The sequence below is a fragment of the Xylanimonas sp. McL0601 genome (assembly GCF_049852175.1).
In the GTDB taxonomy this organism is placed as follows: domain Bacteria; phylum Actinomycetota; class Actinomycetes; order Actinomycetales; family Cellulomonadaceae; genus Xylanimonas.
In genome coordinates, this window is the sequence record NZ_CP187527.1 from 420,251 (window position 1) to 443,346 (window position 23,096).

The 23,096-nt window shown below is 73.8% G+C and carries 18 protein-coding genes; 9 read left to right on the forward strand and 9 right to left on the reverse strand.

Annotated features, from left to right (window positions below):
- Window positions 1-35: 35 nt before the first annotated feature.
- A complete protein-coding gene (locus ACO4JP_RS01925) occupies window positions 36-2,984 on the reverse strand; it encodes a helix-turn-helix transcriptional regulator (RefSeq protein WP_425955716.1) in 2,949 nt (982 codons plus the stop codon).
- Between the two features lie 250 nt (window positions 2,985-3,234).
- Between ACO4JP_RS01925 and ACO4JP_RS01930 the strand changes: the two genes are divergently transcribed.
- Entirely contained in the window at window positions 3,235-3,900 is a 666-nt protein-coding gene (locus tag ACO4JP_RS01930; RefSeq protein WP_425955717.1) for a hypothetical protein, read from the forward strand.
- Between the two features lie 99 nt (window positions 3,901-3,999).
- Entirely contained in the window at window positions 4,000-5,973 is a 1,974-nt protein-coding gene (locus ACO4JP_RS01935) for a penicillin-binding transpeptidase domain-containing protein (protein ID WP_425955718.1), read from the forward strand.
- 25 nt (window positions 5,974-5,998) lie between these two features.
- Here ACO4JP_RS01935 and ACO4JP_RS01940 read toward each other — a convergent pair whose 3' ends face one another.
- The 3 genes from ACO4JP_RS01940 to ACO4JP_RS01950 all read right to left on the reverse strand — a co-directional run bounded on the left by ACO4JP_RS01940 (window position 5,999) and on the right by ACO4JP_RS01950 (window position 8,529).
- Window positions 5,999-6,289 (reverse strand): SHOCT domain-containing protein, encoded by a 291-nt coding sequence (locus ACO4JP_RS01940; protein ID WP_425955719.1) that lies wholly within the window; start codon window positions 6,287-6,289, stop codon window positions 5,999-6,001.
- Window positions 6,290-6,424: 135 nt separating this feature from the next.
- Window positions 6,425-7,090: a response regulator gene (locus tag ACO4JP_RS01945; RefSeq protein WP_425955720.1), complete on the reverse strand. Its 666-nt coding sequence runs from the start codon at window positions 7,088-7,090 to the stop codon at window positions 6,425-6,427.
- Window positions 7,087-8,529: a sensor histidine kinase gene (locus ACO4JP_RS01950; protein WP_425955721.1), complete on the reverse strand. Its 1,443-nt coding sequence runs from the start codon at window positions 8,527-8,529 to the stop codon at window positions 7,087-7,089. Before ACO4JP_RS01950 ends, ACO4JP_RS01945 begins: the two co-directional genes overlap by 4 nt.
- A 359-nt stretch (window positions 8,530-8,888) precedes the next feature.
- On the opposite strand from ACO4JP_RS01950, the gene ACO4JP_RS01955 reads away from it, so the two are divergent.
- Entirely contained in the window at window positions 8,889-9,389 is a 501-nt protein-coding gene (locus tag ACO4JP_RS01955; RefSeq protein WP_425955722.1) for a YcxB family protein, read from the forward strand.
- A gap of 83 nt (window positions 9,390-9,472) precedes the next feature.
- Here ACO4JP_RS01955 and ACO4JP_RS01960 read toward each other — a convergent pair whose 3' ends face one another.
- The 3 genes from ACO4JP_RS01960 to ACO4JP_RS01970 form a co-directional block, all read right to left on the reverse strand.
- Window positions 9,473-9,826: a transcriptional regulator gene (locus tag ACO4JP_RS01960; protein ID WP_425955723.1), complete on the reverse strand. Its 354-nt coding sequence runs from the start codon at window positions 9,824-9,826 to the stop codon at window positions 9,473-9,475.
- The gene (locus tag ACO4JP_RS01965; RefSeq protein ID WP_425955724.1) at window positions 9,823-10,293 is read right to left on the reverse strand and encodes a hypothetical protein; all 471 of its coding nucleotides are present in this window, start codon (window positions 10,291-10,293) and stop codon (window positions 9,823-9,825) included. The genes ACO4JP_RS01960 and ACO4JP_RS01965 overlap by 4 nt, the downstream gene beginning before the upstream one ends.
- A gap of 151 nt (window positions 10,294-10,444) precedes the next feature.
- Window positions 10,445-12,493 carry an NAD(+) synthase gene (locus ACO4JP_RS01970; RefSeq protein ID WP_425955725.1) on the reverse strand — a complete coding sequence of 683 codons (2,049 nt, stop codon included), beginning with the start codon at window positions 12,491-12,493 and terminating at the stop codon, window positions 10,445-10,447.
- A 168-nt stretch (window positions 12,494-12,661) separates the two neighbouring features.
- Here ACO4JP_RS01970 and ACO4JP_RS01975 point away from each other — a divergent pair, with 168 nt between their 5' ends.
- Window positions 12,662-13,312, forward strand: coding sequence for a copper resistance CopC family protein (locus ACO4JP_RS01975; RefSeq protein WP_425955726.1), 651 nt, complete (start codon window positions 12,662-12,664; stop codon window positions 13,310-13,312).
- A 79-nt stretch (window positions 13,313-13,391) separates the two neighbouring features.
- On the opposite strand, the gene ACO4JP_RS01980 is transcribed toward ACO4JP_RS01975, so the two are convergent.
- Window positions 13,392-14,342 carry a hypothetical protein gene (locus ACO4JP_RS01980; RefSeq protein ID WP_425955727.1) on the reverse strand — a complete coding sequence of 317 codons (951 nt, stop codon included), beginning with the start codon at window positions 14,340-14,342 and terminating at the stop codon, window positions 13,392-13,394.
- A gap of 213 nt (window positions 14,343-14,555) precedes the next feature.
- On the opposite strand from ACO4JP_RS01980, the gene ACO4JP_RS01985 reads away from it, so the two are divergent.
- The gene (locus tag ACO4JP_RS01985) at window positions 14,556-14,840 is read left to right on the forward strand and encodes an HU family DNA-binding protein (protein ID WP_129205062.1); all 285 of its coding nucleotides are present in this window, start codon (window positions 14,556-14,558) and stop codon (window positions 14,838-14,840) included.
- Between the two features lie 100 nt (window positions 14,841-14,940).
- Here ACO4JP_RS01985 and ACO4JP_RS01990 read toward each other — a convergent pair whose 3' ends face one another.
- On the reverse strand, window positions 14,941-17,520 hold the full coding sequence (locus ACO4JP_RS01990; RefSeq protein ID WP_425955728.1) for a flippase-like domain-containing protein: 2,580 nt from the start codon (window positions 17,518-17,520) through the stop codon (window positions 14,941-14,943).
- 164 nt (window positions 17,521-17,684) lie between these two features.
- On the opposite strand from ACO4JP_RS01990, the gene ACO4JP_RS01995 reads away from it, so the two are divergent.
- Genes ACO4JP_RS01995 through ACO4JP_RS02010 form a run of 4 tightly spaced genes read left to right on the forward strand, consistent with a single transcriptional unit; the run spans window position 17,685 to window position 23,054 of the window.
- Window positions 17,685-19,328, forward strand: a complete 1,644-nt coding sequence (locus ACO4JP_RS01995; protein ID WP_425955729.1) for an ABC transporter substrate-binding protein — start codon at window positions 17,685-17,687, stop codon at window positions 19,326-19,328.
- A 10-nt stretch (window positions 19,329-19,338) separates the two neighbouring features.
- Complete coding sequence (locus tag ACO4JP_RS02000; protein WP_425955730.1) at window positions 19,339-20,382, forward strand: ABC transporter permease; 1,044 nt, start codon at window positions 19,339-19,341, stop codon at window positions 20,380-20,382.
- Window positions 20,383-21,384, forward strand: a complete 1,002-nt coding sequence (locus ACO4JP_RS02005) for an ABC transporter permease (RefSeq protein ID WP_425955731.1) — start codon at window positions 20,383-20,385, stop codon at window positions 21,382-21,384.
- Window positions 21,381-23,054 carry a dipeptide ABC transporter ATP-binding protein gene (locus tag ACO4JP_RS02010; protein WP_425955732.1) on the forward strand — a complete coding sequence of 558 codons (1,674 nt, stop codon included), beginning with the start codon at window positions 21,381-21,383 and terminating at the stop codon, window positions 23,052-23,054. The genes ACO4JP_RS02005 and ACO4JP_RS02010 overlap by 4 nt, the downstream gene beginning before the upstream one ends.
- Window positions 23,055-23,096: the final 42 nt, after the last annotated feature.

The following is a 23,096-nucleotide window of genomic DNA, read 5'->3' on the forward strand; positions in this document are numbered from 1 at the left end:
CGGCGATCATCGCGCGCCAACCGGCTGCGGCTGCCTCACACCTGGAGGAGCCCGCGCCGGTGGGCGACGTCGACGGCCTCGGCCCGGCCGGAGACGCCGAGCTTGGCCAGCACGTTGGACACGTGGACGCTGACGGTCTTGGTGCTGATGTAGAGCCGCTCGCCGATCTGCCGGTTGGAGAGCCCCTCGGCGACGAGCGTGAGGACCTCCTCCTCGCGGTCGGTGAGGGACGCGGCCTCGGGAAGGCGGCGGGCCCCGCCCGGCAGCGGCACGCGGGCGCGGCGCGCCCACTCCCGCAGCGCCCCCGCGAGCGGCGCCGCACCCATGGCCTCGGCCTCGGCGAGCGCCGTCGCGCTCTCGGCGGCCGCCGCGGTGGCGTCGCCCGCGGCGTGGAGCGCCTGGGCCCACCGCCAGCGGATGCGGGCGGTCTCGTAGCGGTACCCGTAGGAGAGCTCGCGCAGCGCTGCCTCCCACAGGGCGGGGTCGGCCGGCGTCCCGGACGCCGCGGCGCGCAGGCGCGCGTGCTCGGCGTCGACCCGCAGCAGCCACGCGCGGCCCTCGGGGCCGAGCTGGCCGCCGCGCGGGCGGCCGCGGACGGCGGTGGTGTGCGCGACCTCGGCGAGCGTGTCGCCGGCGGCGAGGAGCTCGGCACGGGTGGCGGCGACCTCCTGGAGGCTCGCCCCGGGCGTGGCGAGCTCGGCGGCGTCGGCGAGCGCGGCGACGGCGAGCGCGCTGATCCAGATGCGGCCGAGGAAGTACTCGGACCACACCTTGCCGAGGAACTCGGCGAGCTCGACGGCGACCGCGACCGCCTCGGCGTGCCGGCCCGCCCAGGTCAGGGCGTCGACCTCGGTGCCGCCCGCGTACAGCGCGATCTGGCCGTCGCGCTCCCATACGCCGCGCAGGGCCTCGCTGCGCGCGATGGCCGACTCATCGCCGCGTGCGACCGCGGCGTACTGCTGCACCGACGTCAGGAACGGTACGGCCTGTGCCGGCGTGCCGGGCGGCGTCGGACGGGCGGCGAGGTCCCCCCTGACGTAGGTGATCAGCTCGCTGAGCAGGTGCAGCTGGATGCCCGCGGCGCTCCAGCCCAGTCCGGTCGACTCGGCGCGGTGCACGCCCTCGGCGACCACGGCGGCGGCGGTGTCGAGGTCACCCGCGTAGTAGTACGTCGTCGTGAGGTTGTGGGTGGTGCGCAGCTCCACCAGCAGCTCGCCCGCCTCGGCCGCCCGGCGCCGGGCCGTGACGAGCAGGTCGGCGGCGTGGGCCGGGTCGTCGACCTCGAGGACCGCGAGCGTCGTGAGCGCGTCGGCCTCGGCCCCGGGTGCGTTCGCGGCGCGCGCCACCTCGACGGCGGACGTCGCGGCTTCTGCGGCCTCGGCGTCGCGGTCGAGGTTGATGAGCGCGCGCGCATGACGCGCCCTCGCCCAGGCCAGGGCCGCGGTGGGGCCGTCGCGCTCGGCGGTGAGCTGCGCGACGGCGAGCTCCACCTGCTCGAGGGCGCCGTCGATGTTCTCGAGGTCGAGCAGGTGCCCCGCGAGCATGTCTCGCGCCATCGCCTGCCGGTGCGGGTCGGCCGCGAGCGCGTCGACGGCCCGCCGTGCGAGCTGCTCGGCGCGCGGGAAGAGCCCCGCCCGGGACGCGGCGTCGGACGCGTCGAGCACCACGGCCACCCGGTCCACGCCGACCAGGGCCTCGGCATCGGGCACGGACTCCCACAGGGACAGCACCTGCTCGCGGTGCCGCAGCTCCTCGTCCGGGGCCAGGAGCTGCGCGGCCCGGTCGGCCGCCTCGTGCGACGCTGCGAGCGCCGTCGGGAGGTCGTGCCCGTGCAGCGCGTGGTGCGCGCGCTGGGCGGGCTTGCCGAGGCTCGGGTCGTCGGTGAGCGCGGCGAGGTAGGCGCGGTGGAGCGAGGCCTGCTCGCCCGGCAGCAGGTCCAGGTACAGGGCTTCGGCCAGCAGGGCGTGCCGGAACGCGAGGTGCTCGCCCTCGACCTCGAGCACCTGCAGCGCGACGGCGTCGCGCAGGGCGGCGTCGAGCACCGCCGGGTCGGCGAGGGCGCGGGTGCGCGCGGCCGCGGCCCGCAGGAGGTCCTCGCGCACCGTCCGGCCGGCGACGGACGCGACGCGCGTGACCTCCTGCACGGCGGGCTCGAGCCGCTGCATCCGCGCGTGCAGCACGTCGGACAGCGACCAGGGCAGGCCGGCGGACGGCGTGTCCGACCGCAGCAGCTCCTCGGCGAAGAACGCGTTGCCCTCGGACCGGCCCAGCACCTGCTCGAACTCGGCGTCGGGCAGCGGGGAGTCGGCGAGCGCGGTGGTGAACGCCCGCAGCTCGTCGGCGGTGAACGGTTCCACGTCCACGCGCTCGACGGCGGAGGACCGGTACAGCTCGGCCAGCAGGGGCCGCAGCGGGTGGCGGCGGTCGAGGTCGTCGGCGCGGTAGGTCCCGACGACGAGCAGGTTCTCGGCGCGCAGCCGCGTGACGAGGAACCGCAGCACGTCCCGTGTCGACGGCTCCGCCCAGTGGAGGTCCTCGAGCACCAGGACGAGGGGGGCTCCCGGGGCGCCGGACGCGGCGAGGCAGCAGGCGATGCCGTCGAACAGCTGTAGGCGCTCGGCGACGTCGTCCCCGCCCGCGGACGCCGTCGAGCCCGGGTCGAGCAGGCGGGACAGGGCGGGGCGCTCGCGGATCGCGGTGTCCACCGGCCCGCCGGCCTCGCGCAGCAGGGTCAGCGCCTCGGAGAACGGCAGGTACGGGATGCCGACCTCACCCAGGTCGACGCAGTGCGTGACGACGACGCGCGCGCCCGTCCGCTCCGCGAGCTGGGCCAGGTGCGTGACCAGGCGGGTCTTGCCCACGCCGGCGTCCCCGCCGACAAGGAGCACGCCCGGGCGGCCGCCTGCGGCTGCCGCCAGCGCGCGGCGGAACGTCGCGACCTCGGCCTCGCGGGCGATCAACGGCACTGTCGTGGAGCGGCGCACCCCTCGATGGTGCCACCAGGGTCCGACAAGGCGGGACGACATATCTCACTTGATGGTCAGCGGCATGGCTGGACCGGGTGAAGGAGCCCCTCTCGTTGCGATGTTCGTCACACCGCGCGCACACTGGAAGCCAGCCCGGTGTTCGGACCAAGATCCTCCGGGCACGCAAGGCCCTGAATCCGGAACCCGACGCGGGGGTGGAACGGTGGTTGGAACCCAGAGCTTGACGTCGTCGTTCGACGCTCTTCCGATGCTGGGGCGGGGGAAGCACCGCAACCCGAAGAAGGGTGCGTGCTTCATGGAGCTCGCCTCGTTCCTCGCCGGCGAGCGATGGAGCGACCACCCGCAGTGCACGCACCCGCTGGTCGCGATGCTTGCGCGCGCGGTCAACGACCTGACGTCCGACGAGGCGCGGCCCCAGCTCGCGCCCCTCATCCCGTCGGTCATCGGCCTGACGAGCGACGACCCGCGCTGGGACGTGCGGATCGCGCTGCGCGCCGCCCGCACGGCCCTCGCGATCGCACCGGCCGACCGGCAGCAGACCCTCGCCGTCGCGATCATCGGCTCCGAGCGCATGCTCGACATGCTCGAGGACCGGCCCGAGGGCACGCTCGAGCCTGCCAGTGCGGACGCGCTCGCGTCCGTGCCGCGCACGGCCGAGTGGGCGCAGAAGTTCTGCGCCGGCACGCACGTGAAGCCCAAGCGGTTCGTGCGCGACGCCGCGCCGTCCGTCGTCTCGACGGCGGTCCAGGGCATCAGCGAGGCGTTCGTGCCCGACGTCGACGCCCGGCTGCGGACGCTGCTGGACGAGACGATCGTCGAGGTACGCGGCTGGGCGGGACGCGTCGACGAGGACACGGCGCCCCTCGTGCGCGACGAGTGGGAGCCGGTCGTCAAGGCGGTGCCCTCGCACTGACGAGCTCCCCACGGACGGGCGCACGCGCTGCCGAGCGCCCCTGACGGCGCGGCGCCGGGTTGCAACCCGGCGCCGCGCCGTTCCGCTAGCCTGCCTCGGGTGCGTAACCAGCCCCGCACCACCTCGCCCCGGCGCATCGTCGCGCTGCTGCTCACCGCCGCCCTCTCGCTGCCGCTCGCCGCGTGCACCGGGACGGACGTCCCCGACCCCGGCACGACGGCCAAGGCCCTGGTCGGCGCGATCCAGGCGGGCTCGCTCGCCGGCGTCACGCTGACGCAGGAAACTTCCGGAGACCCGCAGACCCAGCTCACCGAGATCCTCGAACCGCTGCTGACCGCGACCGCCGCCGAGAAGCCCGACGTCTCGCTCGCCAAGGTCGCCACGGTCGAGGACGGCGACGACGCCGGCCGCCGCGCCACGGCGACGCTCACGTGGTCCTGGGACCTGGGCGCCGGCGCCGACTGGACCTACCTGACACGGGCGGAGCTGACCTTCACCGACCCGCCGAAGGGCTCCGACGCGCCCGGGAAGTGGTCGACCGCCTGGACGCCGTCGATCCTCGTGCCCGACCTGGGGCTCGGGGAACGGGTCACCGTGAAGACGGTCCAGCCGCAGCGGGCGGACATCCTCGACGGCACGGGCGAGCCGCTCGTCACCACGCGCGACGTGTGGCGGGTGGGCATCGACAAGACGCACGTCGCGTCGACGGAGTGGGAGTCGTCGGCGCGGGCGCTCGCCGCGCTCGTCGCGGACGGGGGCGTCGTCGTCGACCCCGACGCGTACGCCCAGCGCGTGCTCGCCACCGGGCCCAAGGCGTTCGTCGAGCTCGTGACGGTCCGGGCCGAGGGGTCCGACGTCGACGTCGAGGGCGCGCGCCTCATCCCGGGCGTCGGGGTGATCGCAGGCAAGGCGGCCCTGGCGCCGACGCCGACGTTCGCGCGGCCGATCCTCGGCCGCGCCGGAGACGCGACCGCCGAGATCATCGAGCAGTCGAAGGGCCGCGTGAAGAAGGGCGACACCACCGGGCTCTCGGGGCTGCAGAAGCAGTACGACGAGCAGCTGGCGGGGTCGCCCGGCGTCGTCGTCACGGCGGCGAAGCCCGATGCCGGCTCGGGCGAGCCGCGCGAGCTGTTCACGAAGGAGGCCGTCAACGGGACGCCGCTGCAGACGACGTTCGACGTCGGTCTCCAGGAGCGCGCCGAGCAGATCCTGTCGGGCGTCGAGCCCGGGAGCGCGATCGTCGCGATCCGGCCCTCGACGGGCGAGGTGCTCGCGGCGGCGTCGGGCCCGGGCAGCAACGGCCTCGACACCGCCCTGCTGGGCAAGTACGCCCCCGGGTCGACGTTCAAGGTCGTGGACGCGCTGGCGCTGGGCCGCAAGGGCGTCACCCCGGACAGCAAGATCCCGTGCACGCCGACGATCACCGTCAACGGGCGGCAGTTCCAGAACGTCCCGGAGTACCCGGCGGGCTCGCTGGGGGACATCCCGCTGCGCACGGCGATCGCGCACTCGTGCAACACCGCGATGATCAGCCAGCACGACGTCGTCGCGCAGGACGACCTGGTCGCCGCGGCCGCCGACCTGGGCCTCGGCGTCCAGACGCCCCTGGGCGCGCCGGCGTTCTACGGCACGCTGCCCAGCGACGCGACGCCCGCACAGCACGCCGCGACGCTGATCGGTCAGGACCGCGTCGAGGCGTCGCCCTTCACGATGGCGCGCGTCGCCGCGAGCGTCGCGGCCGGCAAGCGAGTCGACCCGGTGCTGGTGCGGCCGGCCACCGCCCCCGCGGCCAAGGACGTTCCGGCGTCCAAGCTCACCGCCGACGAGGCCGCGACGCTGCGCGCCCTCATGGGCGGCGTCGTCGAGAACGGCAGCGCGACGCTGCTGCAGGACGTGCCCGGCATCGTCGGCGCCAAGACGGGCACCGCCCAGTTCGGCGCGGACGGGTCGCAGCAGCACACCTGGATGATCGCGATCGCAGGCGACCTGGCGGTGGCGGTCTTCGTCGAGGTCGGCGACCGGGGCTCGACGACGAGCGGCCCCCTGATGCACGCGTTCCTCACGGGCAGCTGACCCGCAACGGGGGTTACGCGGGGCGTCAGGCGCCCGGCTGGGTCGGACGGAGCACCGCCAGGCGGGTGCGGTACTCCGCCTCGTCGATCTCGCCGCGGGCGTAGCGCTCGCCCAGGATCGCGACCGGGTCCGGGCTCGTGCTGCGGGCCCAGGGGGCGCCGTCGGCCCACGCCCGACGGCGGGCGCGGGCGAACAGGATGATCGCGGTGAGGATCAGCGCGAACCACAGCAGCGGGAACACGAACCACCAGCCGAAGCCGCCGCCGTAGGCGAAGACAGGGTGGGAGACGACGGTGCCGGCGAGGGTCGGGAGCATGAGGGACCTCCTCGGGTGCAGGCCGGGATCGCCGGTCTCGCGACCGACCTCCGGCCGCAGTGACCAGCCTGCCGACCGCGCGCGCCGCCGTCGTCGGCCTGCGGTACCGAGCTCAGTACCCCAGCGGTGCCACCGTCACGCGGACCAGCCCGGGCGGACCAGGCCCGCCTCGTAGGCGAGCACCACCAGCTGGGCGCGGTCGCGAGCGTCCAGCTTGGTCAGGACCCGGGAGACGTGCGTCTTGACCGTGGACTCGCTGAGGTAGAGCGCCCCCGCGATCTCCTCGTTGGAGAGGCCGCGGGCGACCTCGACCAGGACCTCGCGCTCGCGGGGCGTGAGCTCCGCCAGGGCGGCCGGCTCGGCGACGGGGCGGGTCGCCGTCGCAACGCGCTCGAGCAGCCGCCGCGTCACCGTCGGGGAGAGCAGCGCGTCGCCCCCTGCCGCGACGCGCACCGCGCGGATCAGGTCGGCGGGCTCGGTGTCCTTCACGAGAAAGCCCGACGCCCCGCTCCGGATCGCCTCCGCCACGTACTCGTCGAGCTCGAACGTCGTCACGACGACGACGTGCACGCCGCCGGCGCGCGGGTTCCTCGCGATGCGGCGCGTCGCCTCGAGCCCGTCCAGGCCGGGCATGCGGATGTCCATGAGCACGACGTCGGGCAGGTGCTCGAGCGCGAGCCGCACCGCGTCGTCGCCGGTCGCGGCTTCGGCGACGACGCGCACGTCGTTCTCCGCGTCGAGCAGCGCGCGGAAGCCGCCGCGGACGAGCGCCTGGTCGTCGGCGAGCAGGACGGTGATCACGCGTGCTCCTCCGGGGTGGGCGGGGGGCCTGCGGCGGGGGCGGGGGCGGGCGCGGACGTGGGTTCCGGTTCCGACCCAGGTGCGGGCGCGGAGGCGGGCGCGGGCGCGGAGGCGGGCGTGGGCGCAGGCGCGGGCGCCGGCGCAGGCCAGGGGGCGCGGGCGTGCACACGCCAGCCGGCGGCGGTGGGTCCCGCGTCGAGGGTGCCGCCCGCCCCCTCGACGCGCTCGCGCATACCGAGGAGGCCGTACCCGTGTCGAGGCTCGGCGCCCGCTGACTTGTCAGGACCACCGTGCTTGTCAGGACCACGGTGCGGCCGGGCGCCTCCTGGCCCTGACAGGTCGCCCGGGTCCGGGTCCGGGTCTGGGTCCGCGCGCGGCGCGGCGCCGTCGTCGTCCACCGTGACCGTCACGCCGCGCGCCGCGCCCTCGCCCGCCACCCGCACGCGGACGTCGACACGCGTCGCGTCGGGCGCGTGCCGGCGCACGTTGGTGAGCGCCTCCTGGACCACGCGGTAGACCACGCCGGAGAGCTGGTCGGGAAGGTCGCCGGCCTGCGGATCGACGTCGAGCGTGGCCGTCAGCCGCTCCGTCCCGGCGAGCGTGACCAGCCGCGGCAGCGCGGCGACGGTCCACGTCGGGGCGAGCGGCGCGGCGTCGTCGGACCCGGCGCGGAGGATGCCGAGCACGCCGCGCACCTCGTCGAGCGCGTCGATGCTGGTGGTGCGGATGTTCGTCAGGGCGCGGCGCGCCTGCTCGGGGTCGCGGTCGATCAGGTGGAGGCCGACGCCGGCCTGGACGCTGATGGCGGACAGCGAGTGGGCGAGGACGTCGTGCAGCTCGCGGGCGATGCGCAGACGCTCGGCGGCGACGGCCGTGGTCTGGCGCTCCGCAAGGCTGCGCGCGGCGACGGCGCGCGCCTCGGCGAGGCGGGCCGCGCGTTCACGCAGGCCGTTCGCCACGAGCAGCACGACGGCGACCCACGCGGCAGCACCGACGAACCCGGCGAGGGACGGCGTGTCGGGCCTCGCGGTGCTCGCCGCGACGACGGTGCCGACGAGCAGCACCGCGCCGCCGGAGGCTACGACCCGCGCCTGCCGTGCCGGCCCGGTGAGCAGGACCAGCGCGAGCAGGAGCACGGCGGCGCCGAGGACCGGGCCCCACGGGTAGCCGCTCGCGACGTAGACGCCCGTCGCGGCCACGCTCACGAGCACCGCCGCCCGGGGCCACCTCGGCAGCAGCAGCACCAGCGCGGCGGGCGTCACGAGCTCGAGCACGATCGCCCCGGCGTCGACCGGGCGGGCGACGGGCTGCGCGTGCTGCGCACCGAACGTGCCGACGACGCTGACCAGCGCGACGAAGAAGGCGATCCACAGCCGAGGGCGCAGCTGGGTGAGGCGGCCGACGTGGAAGGCGGCGGCGCCGGACGGGGGGCCGGCCAAGGGCGGTCCGTGGGCCGCGCGGAGCGCTGCGGTGCCGGGCTCGTGCCGTTGGACATCGGCAGTGCCAGGCTCGCGCGTACCTGCTTCGGATGTGCCGGTTCCGGGCGCGCTGGCTCCAGGCGGGGACGCGAGCCGCCCCCGGCGCAGGCCGGGCGGCCCGCCGGTCGGAGGCACCATGTTCCCGACGCTAGCCGTGGACGCTGTAGCCCGCGTCCTCCTGGTGTGCCGCGCAACGTGGCTCCGGGGTGCCACGCCGCGCTTCACGCCACCGCCCCGACCTGTCAGGTCCACGGAGGCCCCGGGGACCCTGTGCGCCTGACAGGTCCGTGAGGGGCGTGGCAAGGCGCTAGGGTCCGCGCATGATCGAGACCCCCGCCACCGCCGTCGAGACCACGTGGTGGCCCAGCCGGGCGGAGTTTCGCGACGCCTATCGGCGACTGGCCAGCGGGCGAGTGGCCGCCGTGCTCGGCTGGGCGTTCACGGCCTTCGGCGTCTTCGCGGCGCTGTTCGTCCGGGCGGCGGACGGCCGCTCCACCGCCGAGATGGGGGTGCCGGTCGCCGTCTTCGGGGTGTTGATGATCCTGTACCCGTGGTGGGCGGCCGCGCTCGCCTGGCGCTCGCCGCTCAGGCGGGAGCAGGTCACCGTCCGGGTCGACGCCGAGGGTGTCGCGCAGAGAAGCCCGTCGGGCACCCTGCTGATTCGGTGGGTTGCGATCAGTCGAGCCGTCGAGACGGCGGACACGTTCTACGTCCGCGTCGGCACCGGACTGATCTGGTTCCCGAAGCGCGCGCTGTCGGCGCCGGAGCAGGAGACGGTCCGCGCGCTGCTGCGCACCCACGTGCGCGCGTACCGGGGCTGAGGCACCTCGGCCCGTTCGAGCATTCGTCGGGTCATCGAGCGCTCGAGCGCTCGAACACCGCGCAAAGGCTCGAAAACCGCAGGTCAGAGGGGTGCAACCAGCTCCCGCAGGGCCGCCATGTGGGCCGTGAACGCCCGCCGGCCCTGAGCGGTCAGCCGGGCGCGGACGCGGCGTCGGCCGCCGTCGAGCACGCGGTCCGTCGTGACGTAGCCCGCCTCTTCCAGGGCGCTGAGCTGCTTGGACAGCGCCGAGTCCGACAGCCCGAACCGGTCGCGCAGGAATGCGAACTCGGCCCAGTCCGCCGCAGCGAGCGCCGCCACGAGCTGCAGGCGGGTGCTGGGGTGGATCAGCTCGTCGAACCGCGGCTCGACGGCGTCGGCCCGGCGGCCGGGGCCGGCCGTGACCTCGGGTCCGTCGTCCGCGGGCAGCGCGCTCATGCCCGCGCCCCGGCCTCGCGCAGCGCCGACCAGCGGACCAGCCTCGGCCCGGCCGCGACCACGATCGCCGCCGGCAGCACCGACCCGATGATCGCCGGGTGCGCGGCGCCGTCGTACGCGACGAGCAGGGCGAACACCACCCCGACTACGACCATCGCGAGGAGCATCAGCCAGACGTGCAGCATGGTGCGGCCCCCGGCGACCGAGCGACGGACGCTCACGAGGCCCGTGCGATGCCGGCCGCCCGCCACCCACACGAACGCCTGCGAGTGCGCGGCACCGAAGACCAGCGTGGTCACGATGGTGAGCCAGAAGATGTCGAGGTCGGCGATGACGCCGAAGCCGACCCAGGCGACGCCGAGGCCCCACCAGTACCAGGCGGGCGCGCCGACCTCGTCGACGACGGCGCGGTGCCCGGCGTCGGCAGCGGCGAGCGCGGCGCGGGCTTCCTCGGGAGAGATGCTCATGTCGGTTCCCCTCATCGTTGTGCCCCTCACTTTCCCCTTTGGAAAGTAAGGATGCTACTTTCCGGAGAGGAAAGTCAACAGGTTCGAGCATTCGTCGGGTGTTCGAGCACCCGAGCGCTCGAACAACCGACGGATGCTCGAACTCGAGGTCTCAGGCCTCCGGCACCCTCTCCAGGTCCGCCAGCCACGCCGCCGCCGACGCGTCCGAGGGCATCCGCCAGTCGCCGCGCGGCGACAGCGTGCCGCCCGCCGCGACCTTCGGGCCGTTCGGGATCGCCGACCGCTTGAACTGGTTCGCGAAGAAGCGCCGGAAGAACAGCGACATCCAGCTCCGGATGGTCGCGAGGTCGTACTCCGACCGCTCGTCGTGCGGGAAGCCGGGCGGCCACTCGCCGAGCGCGGCGGAGTGCCACGCGTGCCACTGGAGGAACGCGATCTTCGACGGCCGCAGCCCGTGCCGCAGCGTCCAGAACAGGGTGAAGTCCTGCAGCTCGTACGGCCCGATCTTCGCCTGCGTCGACTGCAGCACGCCGTCGTCGCCCGCGGGGACGAGCTCGGGGGAGATCTCCTGGTCGAGGATCTCGTCGAGCACCATGTTGGTCTCGTCGCTGAACTGCGAAGACGCGATCACCCACCGGATGAGGTGCTGGATCAGCGTCTTCGGCACCCCGGAGTTGATGACGTAGTGCGACATCTGGTCGCCCACGCCGTACGTCGCCCAGCCCAGAGCCAGCTCCGACAGGTCGCCCGTGCCCAGCACGATGCCGCCGAGGTGGTTGGCCAGCCGGAACAGGTAGTCGGTGCGCAGTCCGGCCTGGACGTTCTCGAACGTGACGTCGTACACCTTCTCGCCGCGCCCGTACGGGTGGCCCAGGTCGGTGAGCATCTGCGTGGCCGCGGGCCGGATGTCGATCTCCTCGAAGCTCACCCCGAGGGAGCGCCCGAGGCGCCACGCGCGGTCCTTCGTCTCCGTCCCGGTCGCGAACCCGGGCAGCGTGTAGGCGAGGATGTCCGACCGCGGCCGCCCCAGCCGGTCCATCGCCTTGGCCGCGACGATGAGCGCGTGCGTCGAGTCGAGGCCGCCCGAGACGCCGATGACGACCTTGGGCGTCCCGATCGACGTCAGCCGCTGCTCGAGCCCCGAGACCTGGATGTTGTAGGCCTCGTAGCAGTCGAGCGCGAGCCGCTCGGGGTCGTCCGGGACGAACGGAAAGCGGTCGACCTTCCGCCTGAGCCCGACGTCGCCCGCCGGCGGCCGCAGCTCGAACCGGACCGTGCGGAACTCCGCGGTCCGGGCGGCCAGCGTGCGCCGGTTGTCGTCGAAGGTCCCCTGCCGCAGCCGCTCCTGCCGCAGCCGGTCCAGGTCGACGTCGACGACGGTGCGCCGCGGCCCGTCCGGGAAGCGCTCGGTCTCGCCGAGCAGGTCGCCGCACTCGTAGACCATCGTCTGCCCGTCCCAGGACAGGTCGGTCGAGGACTCGCCCTGACCGGCCGCCGCGTAGACGTACGCGGCGAGGCACCGTGCGGAGGCGGAGCGCACCAGCAGCCGCCGGTCCTCGGCCCGCGCCACCGTGATCGGCGAGCCCGACAGGTTCGCGAGCACCGTCGCCCCCGCCAGCGCGGCCTCCGCCGACGGCGGCACCGGCACCCACATGTCCTCGCACACCTCGACGTGCAGCCGCAGCCCGGCGACGTCCGACGCCTCGAAGATCAGGTCCGGGCCGAACGGCACGTCCTCGCCGAGCAGGCGCAGGGTCGCGCCGCGCCGATCGTCACCAGGCGCGAACCAGCGCCGCTCGTAGAGCTCGCGATACGTGGGCACGTACGACTTCGGCGCGACGCCGAGGATCCGCCCGCCCTGCACGACGACGGCACAGTTGAGCACCCGCCCGCCCGCCTCGAGCGGCGCGCCCACGATGAGCACGGGCCGCAGCTCGGCGGAGGCGTCGACGACGTCGGCCAGGGCGTCCTGCACCGCCTCGAGCAGCGGGTCCTGCAGGAACAGGTCGTCGATCGCGTACCCGGACAGGCACAGCTCCGGGAAGACGGCGACGGCCACGCCTTCGTCGTGGCACGCGCGGGCCTGCTCGACGACGTGGGCTGCGTTGGCCGCCGGGTCGGCGACGCGCACAGGGACCGTCACTGCCGCGACACGGGCGAACCCGTGGGAGTAGACGGACCAGAACTCGCTGATGGACATGCCCCGAGTCTGCCCGACGCCGCAGGTCGTCGCCGTCCTGGCGCCGCCCGGCCCCGGTCGCGAACCTGAGCAGCGAGCCGCCGATGCCCGTCGGCGACCGGGCCAATCTCACACCATCGGTCCCCGCGACCGGTCCGCCGGGCCGCGGGCCGGTCGTAGGGTGCCAGCATGTCGTCCCTGCGCTCGCGGGTGGGCGCCACCTCCCGCCGCATCTCGCTGCTCACCGTGCTCGCCGCGGGTCTGGCCTTGCTCGGCGTCGCCGCGCCGGCGAGCGCCCATGACCGGCTCGTCTCCTCCGACCCCGCGGACGGCTCGACCGTGGCCGCGGTGCCGACCGCCATCACGCTGACGTTCAGCGACGAGGTGCTGGACACCGGGGCGCAGGTCGTGATCACCCCGCATGGCACGGGAGGGGACTTCTCCCAGCCCGGCCAGGTCGCCGGCAAGGTCGTCAGCGTCCCTGCCCCGCCGCAGTTCCCGAACGACACCTACCAGGTGGCCTGGCGGGTCGTCTCGGCGGACGGCCACCCGGTCGAGGGCACGTTCACGTTCACCCTCGCCGCGCCCGAGCCGAGCCCGTCGCCGACCGAGGCCGCGTCGCCGACGCCGTCGGCTGCCGCGACTGGCGCTGACACGGCACAGCCGATTCACCAGCCGTCGGCCGTGCCGATCTCTGCGGACACCCCGGCACAGTCGGGCGATGTCCCCTCGGGCCTCTGGATCGTCTTCGCTGCCGCCGTCCTGGCGTCGGTGGCCGCCACGGTGGCGTGGACCCGCCGGCGCGGCTCCCGCGTGTACGGCCCGCCCGGCCAGTCCTGACGTCCTGACGCGCGCCGCCCCGTCGCGTCTCTGACGCCGTCACAACCCTCCCTGACGACGTCGAAGAGCAGGGGGTCGGTCAGGGGACGCGGTTCTCCAGGATCGCCCGGGCCGCGTCGTACTGCTCGGCCGTGAACGAGCTCCGGTACCGGACCGAGTGGGCGCCCAGCAGCAGCGCGACGGCGTCCGCGGAGCGCTCGATGCCCTCGCCGCCGAAGAGCGCGTCCAGCCGCGCCTCGTACGCCGCGAGCGACATCCCGGCAGCGGCCATCGCGCGGTTCTGGTGCACGTGCGCGATCTCGTGCCGCAGCACGTCCTCGGTCTGGTCGAGGCGCCCGTCGAGGCGGCCGGCGTTGAGGATGATGGTGCTCGACCCGGGGATCCACACCCCGCCGAGGTGCCCCTGCGGGTCACCCCACTCGATGGTGGCCGAGGCGCCGCCGGGCAGCGTCTTGAGGAACGCCTCCGCGGCCGCGCGGTAGTCGGCCGCAGCTGCGGGCGCAGCCGGTGCCGGCGCCGGGGGCGCAGGTGCCGGGGCCGGCGCGGGCGCCGGCGACTGGGCCGGTGCGGGAGCCGGAGTCGGCGCAGACCGAGGCGGGGCAGGCTTCGGTGTCGGCGACGGCCGGGGCGACGGCGTCGAAGAGGGACCAGGTGTCGGCGTCGGGGACGGCGTCGGCGCCGGGGGAGCCCCCGCAGACGGCGACGCCGAGGGCGCGGCCGCCATCGCACGAGCCCGCGCGTACGCCTCCGCCTCGCCGGTCAGCGCCCGCGCCCACGCGACGTCCGCGCGGGACAGCCCACCGCCGTCCCCGGGGCCGACGTCGCGCCCGACGGCGCTCGCAGAGTGCTCCGACACCGATGGCGCCGCCGCTGCGACGCCTGCCTCGTCGGGCCCACGCCCGGCCGTGGCGACGACGGCGAGCACCGTCGTCGCGAGTGCGGCGGCGGTGCGGGCGGCCCGCGATCGCGGTCGTCGCAGGGTGCACCTCCACGCGTCGGCTCGGCCCGGCAGGCCCTGGGCTTGGCCCATCGTGACCCGGGACGTCCCGGCTCGCGCGGCGAGACGGCGACACGCGCCGCAAGGTGATGCGGCACCACCAGCCAGACACAACGGCGAGAAGTCGCGGATTTCCGGCCCTGTTCCCTAATCTGTTCCCAGCCACCCGGCCGAGAGGCCGCGGAAGGCTCGAACGTGACGCCTGCAGGCAACCGCCGCACGGCGTGAACTGGAGAAGGGAATCGCATGTCGCTCAACAAGTCCGAGCTCGTCTCGGCGATCGCCGCCAAGTCTGAGCTCACCAAGGCTCAGGCCGAGGACGCCCTCAACGCGTTCCAGGAGGTGCTGGTCGAGTCGCTCAGCAAGGGCGAGGCCGTGAAGATCACGGGCCTCCTCGCGGTCGAGCGCGTCGAGCGTGCCGCCCGCACCGGCCGCAACCCGCGCACGGGTGAGGAGATCCAGATCCCCGCCGGCTTCGGCGTGAAGGTCTCGGCGGGTTCCGTCCTGAAGAAGGCCGTCGCCGGCGAGTGATTCGCCGACCTGCCGTCAGGTAGAAGAAGACCCGCGGGGTAGAGAGCTCTCTACCCCGCGGGTCTTCTTCTTGCGCCGCCGCCGCGGCGGGGGTGAGGCGTCACAGGTCGTTCTTCGACTCCAGGTAGCGCATCGCGACCCAGCCGATCGGCACGCGGGCCCAGTACGACACCACGCGGTACAGGATCGTCACCGAGAACGCGATCCCGGGGGCGACGCCTGCGGCGGTGAGGCCGGCGATGAGCGCGCCCTCGACGCCGCCGACGCCGCCGGGGGTCGGGATGAGGGCGCCGAGCGTGTTGCCCACGAGGTAGATCACGGCGACGTCGACGATGGGCAGCGACTGCCCGAAGGCATGCAGCGAGGCGTCGAACGCGAGCACGTAGCCCATGGTCATGATGACGTTGCCGCCCAGGCCGAGCGCGAGCCGGGTGGGCCGGCCGAGCATCTGCGACAGGCGCGGCCACACCTGCTCGAGCGTCGGCCGGGCCTTCTCCCACGCCAGGCGCCGGATCGCGGGCACGAGCAGCAGCGCGACGACGACGCCGGCGGTGATCGCGACGGCGATGAGGATCGCCGTGGACGGGAGCTCGACGAGGCTGCCCGACCCGGTGGTGAGGGACAGCACGACCAGGAGCAGCACCGTGACCACGAACTGCGTGACCTGGACCAGCGCCACGGTCGCGACCGCCATCGGCGTCGACACGCCCTTGCGGCTGAGGAACCGCAGGTTGAGGGCGGCCGGCCCGATGCCGGCGGGCGTCGCGAGGGCGACGAACGATCCGGCCATCTGTGCGAGCGTGGCCCGCACGATCGAGAGGCGGCCGGGGGAGAACGCCACGAGCGTCAGCGCCGCACCGATCCAGGTGATGCCCGCGAACGCGAACGAGGCCCCGACCCACCACGGGTTGGCCACCAGGACGGCGTCGCGGATCTGCTCGAAGTTGATGGTGGTGACGACGACGGCGACGGCGACGATGGTCAGGGCGAGCGTCAGAACCGTGCGGGCGCCGAACCGGGTCAGTCGCGTGGGCTGCACGTTCGCCTCGGGCAGCCGCTCCACGAGCGCGGTGCGCAGCTCGTCCATGAGCCCCTTCGCGCGCCGCACCTCGATGCGGGTCTCGGTGGGCAGCGCGATGGTCTGCAGCAGCGGGCCGATGGCGCTCATGTCCGCGTCGGGCAGCGCGCGCACGGCCGACGCGACGGCTCTCCTCGCGCCCACGCGCAGCGCGAGCAGCGCGAGGAGCTGAGTGAGGTCGAGGCGGCGCGACAGCGTGGAGGACGCGATCTCGCCCTGCTCCCACCCGGCGACCCACACGTGCGGCGAGTCGTCGTCGTCCCGGTGGACGAGCAGGACGTCGGCCGTGATCTGGCGGTGCGTGAGCCCGGCGGCGTGCGCACGTCGCAGCTGCTCCCACGCCTCGGCGAGCACGGCGTCGCCGCGCTCGCCCTCGAGCTCGGAGTCGGGCAGGTCGCGCAGCGAGACGGCACGGCGGGCGTGCTCGAGCACGAGCGCCGCGGAGTCCTCGGCCATGCCGATGCCCAGCAGACGCGGCGTGCGGACGCCGGCACCGGCCGCCGCGTAGGAGAGGAGGGCGTTGCGCTCGGCGACGGCCTTGAGCGAGATCGCCGCACGGCCCTCGAACCCGCGCATGCGCAGCGCCCGCCAGAGCCGGGTCACCAGGCCGACGACCTGCCGGTCGCCGTCGAGCACGACGACGTCGTAGCGCGCGCCGTCGTCGTTGAGCATCGCGTAGACGCGGTTGTCGCCCGCTCCTGCTCGCGCGAGCGCGACGGCGGCGGGGTCGGAGGAGCGCGTGACGGCGACGACATCCTCGATGCGCGCGAGGTCGTCGACACCGGAGGCGGCGCCGAGGTCGCGGACCCGGACCAGCGCCGTCGGGTGGAAGCCCGCGCGCCGCACCGCCTGGACCAGGGCCGGGCCGTACGCGCGCTCGGACCGGACGCCCGACAGGTACTGGACGGCCTGCCCCGCGAGGCGGCCCAGCAGCAGCGACAGCAGCACGCCCGGCAGGGAGATCCGTCCGGTGATGAGCACGACGAGCAGTGCGATGACCAGCACGTTCCACGACCACCGCACCGTCCGACGTCGGGTGCGCGGGCCCGCGACGGTGAGCAGCGCCGTCACCGCCGACACGTAGGCGGGGATGGTCAGCCGCCACCGGCCTTCGTAGAACACCGACAGGCCGCGCACGAAGTCGGGGGTCCCGAAGTGCCGCACGAGCAGGAGCGTGACGACGCCCAGCACCATGCCGAGCGCGGCCGCGGCGATCGACTCGACCACCTGGCGGCCCAGCCGGCGCACGCCGAGCTCGACCAGCACCGCGACGGGCAGGACGATCGTGACCAGGCCCTCGAGCACGTTGACCGGCACGATCAGGATCTGCGCCAGGAGCGTCGCGAACCCGCGTACGTCCTGCGTGACGCCCTCGGTCGTGCCGTGCGCGACGACGGAGAGCACCAGCACCAGGGCGATCCCCAGCGCGGAGGCGATCATCCCCAGGACGTCGGAGGGGTGGCGGACGCGTCGCTCGGGGGTGTCGACGATGCGGACGAGGTCGACGTCGGGCGTCGTGTCGTCGAAGAGCACGGCCCGCAGCGCGGCCGTCTGCGGGCCCGAGGGGCTCGCGGCCGTGCTGGGTGGAACCGTCTCGGGCATGGACCGCAGTCTAGGTCGGGGTCCTGACCGCGACGTGGCCTTGGCGTGTGAGGTGGACTGTCACGGTGTCATCACGAATATGACGATGGATGATCGTGACGGGAGCCACTGTGCTAGAAACCCCACACGCGGGCACACCGCCGGCTTTTGAGAGGGGAACCACCATGAGCTCCATCCGAGCCTCCCGGGGGCGGCTGCTGACCGCCGCCGCCAGCGCGACCGCGATCACGCTGGTCCTGGCGGCGTGCGGCGGCGGCAACGGCAACACTGCGAGCGAGAGCGGCGGCGGCGGCGGGTCGATCACCATCGGCACCACCGACAAGATCACGTCGCTCGACCCGGCCGGGTCGTACGACAACGGCTCGTTCGCCGTGATGAACCAGGTGTTTCCCTTCCTGCTCAACACGCCGTACGGCAGCCCCGACGTCCAGCCCGACATCGCCGAGTCGGCCAAGTTCACCTCGCCCACCGAGTACACGGTCAAGCTCAAGCCGGGCCTGAAGTGGGCCAACGGCCACGACCTGACGGCGTCCGACGTGAAGTTCACGTTCGACCGCCAGGTGAAGATCAAGGCCGCCGACGGCCCCTCGTCGCTGCTGTGGAACCTCAAGTCGACGGACGCCGTCGACGACACGACCGTCGTCTTCCACCTCAAGTCGGGCAACGACCAGACGTTCGCGCAGGTGCTGTCCTCGCCGGCCGGCCCGATCGTCGACGAGGAGGTCTTCTCGCCCGACGCCGTGACGCCCGACCAGACGATCGTCGACGGCAAGGCGTTCGCCGGCCCGTACGAGATCACGAGCTACACGGTCAACGAGCTCATCAGCTACGAGGCGTACGACGGCTACCAGGGTCTGCTCGGCAAGCCCGCGACGCCCGAGGTCAACGTCAAGTACTACGCGGACGCCTCGAACCTCAAGCTCGAGATCGAGCAGGGCTCGATCGACGTGGCGTATCGCTCGCTCTCGGCGACGGACGTCGCCGACCTGGCGACCAACAAGGACGTCAAGGTCGTCCACGGCCCGGGCGGCGAGATCCGCTACGTCACGTTCAACTTCGACACCCAGCCGTTCGGCGCCAAGACGCCGGAGGCGGACCCGGCCAAGGCCCTGGCCGTGCGCGAGGCCGTCGCGGACCTCATCGACCGCCAGGCCATCTCCGACCAGGTCTACAAGGGCACGTACACGCCGCTCTACTCCTACGTGCCCGAGGGCCTGACCGGTGCCAACGAGGCCCTCAAGGGCCTGTACGGCGACGGCAAGGGCGGCCCGGACGCGGCGAAGGCCGCGAAGGTGCTGTCCGACGCCGGCGTGACCACGCCGATCGCGCTGAACCTGCAGTACTCGAACGACCACTACGGCCCGTCCTCGGGCGACGAGTACGCGCTGATCAAGGACCAGCTCGAGGCCGACGGGCTGTTCAAGGTCAACCTGCAGACCACGGAGTGGGTGCAGTACAGCAAGGACCGCACCTCGGACGTCTACCCGGCCTACCAGCTGGGCTGGTTCCCGGACTACTCCGACGCCGACAACTACCTCACGCCGTTCTTCCTCACGGAGAACTTCCTGGCCAACCACTACAGCAACCCCGCGGTGGACGACCTGATCCACAAGCAGGGCGTGGAGACGGACCCGGCCAAGCGTGCCGAGCTGATCGGCCAGATCCAGGACGCCGTCGCCAAGGACCTCTCGACGGTCCCGTACCTGCAGGGTGCGCAGACCGCCGTCGTCCGGACCGGGGTGACGGGCGCCGACAAGACGCTCGACGCGTCGTTCAAGTTCCGCTACGGCGCGCTCGCGAAGGGCTGACGTCCTCCTCGTGGCCCGCAGCTCCAAGGCAGGGGGCGCACTCGGACGGTATGTCCTGGTGCGCTTCCTGCTGATCATCCCGACGGTCTTCATCCTGGTCACCACGGTGTTCGTGTTCATGCGCGCCACCGGTGACCCCATCACGGCCGCCCTCGGCGGCCGTCTCACCAAGGACCAGCTCGCCGAGCGCATCCACGCGGCCGGCTATGACCGGCCGATCCTCGTGCAGTACGGCGAGTACCTGGCGGGGATCGCACGCGGCGACTTCGGCACGACGCTCTCGGACCACCGGCCGGTGACCGAGGTGCTGACGACGTATGGCGCGGCGACGCTCGAGCTCGCCACGTACGCGGTGATCGTCGCGCTGCTGCTCGGCATCCCGCTCGGCATGCTGGCCGCGTACTACCGCGACCGGTCGTCCGACGCCGTGCTGCGCGTGCTCGCGATCTTCGCCTACGCCACCCCCGTGTTCTTCGCGGGCCTGCTGCTCAAGCTGGTCTTCTCCGTCGGGCTCGGGTGGCTCCCCGTCGCCGGGCGCGTGTCCACGAACGGCGAGATCGAGATGCGCAAGGCCGGCGCCGACTCGGGCTTCATGCTGATCGACGCGATCCGGACCGGGAAGCCCGAGGTCGTGGGCGACGTGCTGCAGCACGCGGCCCTGCCCTCGCTTGCGCTCGGCCTGCTCACGGCCGGCGTGTTCCTGCGGCTCGTGCGGACCAACATGATCGGCACGCTCGGGCGCGAGTACGTCGACGCCGCCCGTTCGCGCGGCGTCGGCGAGCGGCGCCTGGTGACGTCCCACGCCTGGCGCCCGGCGCTCATCCCCGTCATCACGGTGATCGGCCTGCAGGTCGCGCTCCTGCTGGTGGGGGCCGTGCTCACCGAGACGACGTTCGAGTGGCGGGGGCTGGGCTTCCAGCTCGCGGAGTACCTGAAAGCGCGCGACTTCGTCGCCGTGCAGGGCATCGTCGCGCTCATCGCTGTCGTCGTCGCGCTGACGAACTTCGTGGTCGACATCATCGCCGCCCTCGTCGACCCGAGGGTGAGGTACTAGATGGCAGGTCGACAGATACCCGTGGTCCGGCAGCTGCGCCAGAGCGTCGGGCTCCAGCGCGGCATGCTCGTCGCCGGGCTCGCGCTGACCGGGCTGTTCGTGCTGGTTGCCGCGCTCGCCCCGCTGCTCGCGCCGTACGGCTTCGCCCAGCTGCGCGGGCCCGACGGCCCGTTCGGCGCACAGCAGCCGCCGTCGGCCGAGCACTGGCTCGGCACCACCGTCGGCGGGTACGACGTGCTCTCGCGCGTGATCTACGGGGCCCAGACGGCGCTGATCGTCGTCGTCGTGTCGATCCTCGCGTCGATCGTGGTCGGGGTGTTCCTGGGGCTGGTCTCCGCGTACGTCGGCGGGTGGCTCGACCGCGTCCTGGTGGTCGTGGCCGACGCGATCTACGCGTTCCCGTCGCTGCTGCTCGCGATCCTCGCCGCCATCGTCATCTCCGGCGGGCAGTCGTCCCTGAGCGCCGGCGTCGGGGCGACGGCGCTGGCCATCACCGTCGTGTTCGTGCCGCAGTACCTGCGGGTCGTCCGCTCCGAGGTGCTGCGGGTGAAGAGCGAGGCGTTCGTGGACGCAGCGCGCGTCATCGGCACCAGCAGCCGCCGCATCATGACGCGGCACGTGCTGCGCAACTCGGTGCGCACGCTGCCGCTCATCATCACGCTCAACGCGTCCGAGTCGATCCTCACGCTCGCCGGCCTCGGGTTCCTCGGGTTCGGCATCGAGCCCACGGCCGCAGCCGAGTGGGGTTACGACCTGCAGCGCGCCATCGCGGACGTCACGTCGGGCATCTGGTGGACGGCCCTGTTCCCCGGCCTGGCGATCGTGGTCGTCGCCCTCGGGATGACGCTGATGGGCGAGTCGCTCAACGACCTCGCCGACCCGCGCCTGCGCACGCGCGTGCGCGCCTCCGCGGCCGCGGAGGCCCTGCCGACCGCCGCGGGTCCGGCCCCCGCGGCCGGCCTCGTCGAACCCACCACGTCCCCGACGGAGACCCTCCCATGACGACGACCCCTGTCGTGCAGATCTCCGACCTCGCCGTCACGTTCGCCACCGACGCCGGCCCCGTCCGGGCCGTCGACGGCGTCACCCTCGACGTGCAGCCGGGCGAGGTGCTGGCGATCGTCGGCGAGTCCGGCTCCGGCAAGACCGTGACGGCGAAGGTCATCCTGGGCCTGCTCCCGCAGACCGCGACGACGCGCGGCGCCGTCGTGCTCACGTCGGACGGCGGCGCGACCACCGACGTCGTCGCCGTGCCCGCGGCGCGGCTGCGCGAGGTGCGCGGGCGCGACGTCGCGATGGTGTTCCAGGAGCCGTCGACGGCGCTCAACCCCGTCTACACCGTGGGCTGGCAGATCACCGAGGGTCTCCGGGCGCACGGCAGGGTGTCCCGGGCGCAGGGACGGGCACGTGCCATCGAGGCGTTGCGACAGGTCGGCATCCCCGACCCCGAGCACCGCGTCGACCACTACCCGCACCAGTTCTCCGGCGGGCAGAAGCAGCGCATCGTCATCGCCATGGCGCTCGCGCTCGGCGCGGGCCTCATCGTCGCGGACGAGCCGACGACGGCGCTCGACGTCACCGTCCAGGCCGAGATCCTCGACCTGCTCCGGGCGCTGCGCGACGAGCACGGCACGGCGATCGTGCTCATCACGCACAACATGGGCGTGGTCGCGGACCTCGCCGACCGCGTCGCGGTGATGTACCAGGGCAAGATCGTCGAGCAGGCGCCCGTGCGCGAGCTGTTCGCGTCGCCGCAGGCCGAGTACACCAAGCTGCTGCTCGGCGCGGTGCCGCGCGTCGGCGAGGGGCGGGTGCGGGCCGAACGGCGGGCGGCGGCGCGGCCCGCGGACTGGGCTGACGCCCAGCCCGTGGTGGAGGCCACCGACCTGACGATCACCTACCCGGGGCGGCTGCGGCAGCCCGCGTTCACGGCCGTGGACGGGGTGTCGCTGCAGATCAAGCCGGGTGAGGTGCTGGGCCTGGTCGGAGAGTCCGGCTCGGGCAAGACGACGATCGCCCGCGCCATCGCGGGGCTGCAGCCCGTCACGGCGGGGTCGCTCAGGGTGCTGGGCACCGAGCTCAACGGGGTGCGGGGGCGCGCGCTCCGTGCGATCCGGCCGCGGCTCGGGTTCGTGTTCCAGGACCCGGCGACGTCGTTCAACCCGCTGCTCACCATCGCCGAGTGCGTGGCCGAGCCGCTGATCGTGCACAAGCGCGCCGGGTCCGTGGCGGCCGCCCGCGGCCGGGTCGACGAGCTGCTCGAGGCGGTCCAGCTGCCGCGCTCCTACGGCGACCGGTTCCCGCACGAGCTGTCCGGCGGGCAGCGCCAGCGCGCCTCGCTCGCGCGGGCCCTGGCGCTCGACCCGGAGCTGCTCGTCGCGGACGAGCCGACGTCGGCCCTGGACGTCTCGGTGCAGGCCCGCGTGCTGGAGCTGTTCGCGGACCTGCAGCGGGAGCTCGGCTTCGCGTGCCTGTTCGTCTCGCACGACCTCGCGGTGGTCGACCTCCTGGCCGACCGCATCGCAGTGCTCTACCACGGCCGCCTCGTCGAGGAGGGGACGGCGGCCGAGGTGCTGGAGCACCCGCGAGAGGACTACACCCGCCGCCTCCTGGCGAGCCTCCCGATCCCCGACCCGGAGGCCCAGCGCGCCCGCCGAACCCTGGCGCAGTAGTGCTCCGCGCCGGGGCAGTGCCCGCGGGCACCGTCCCGCGGC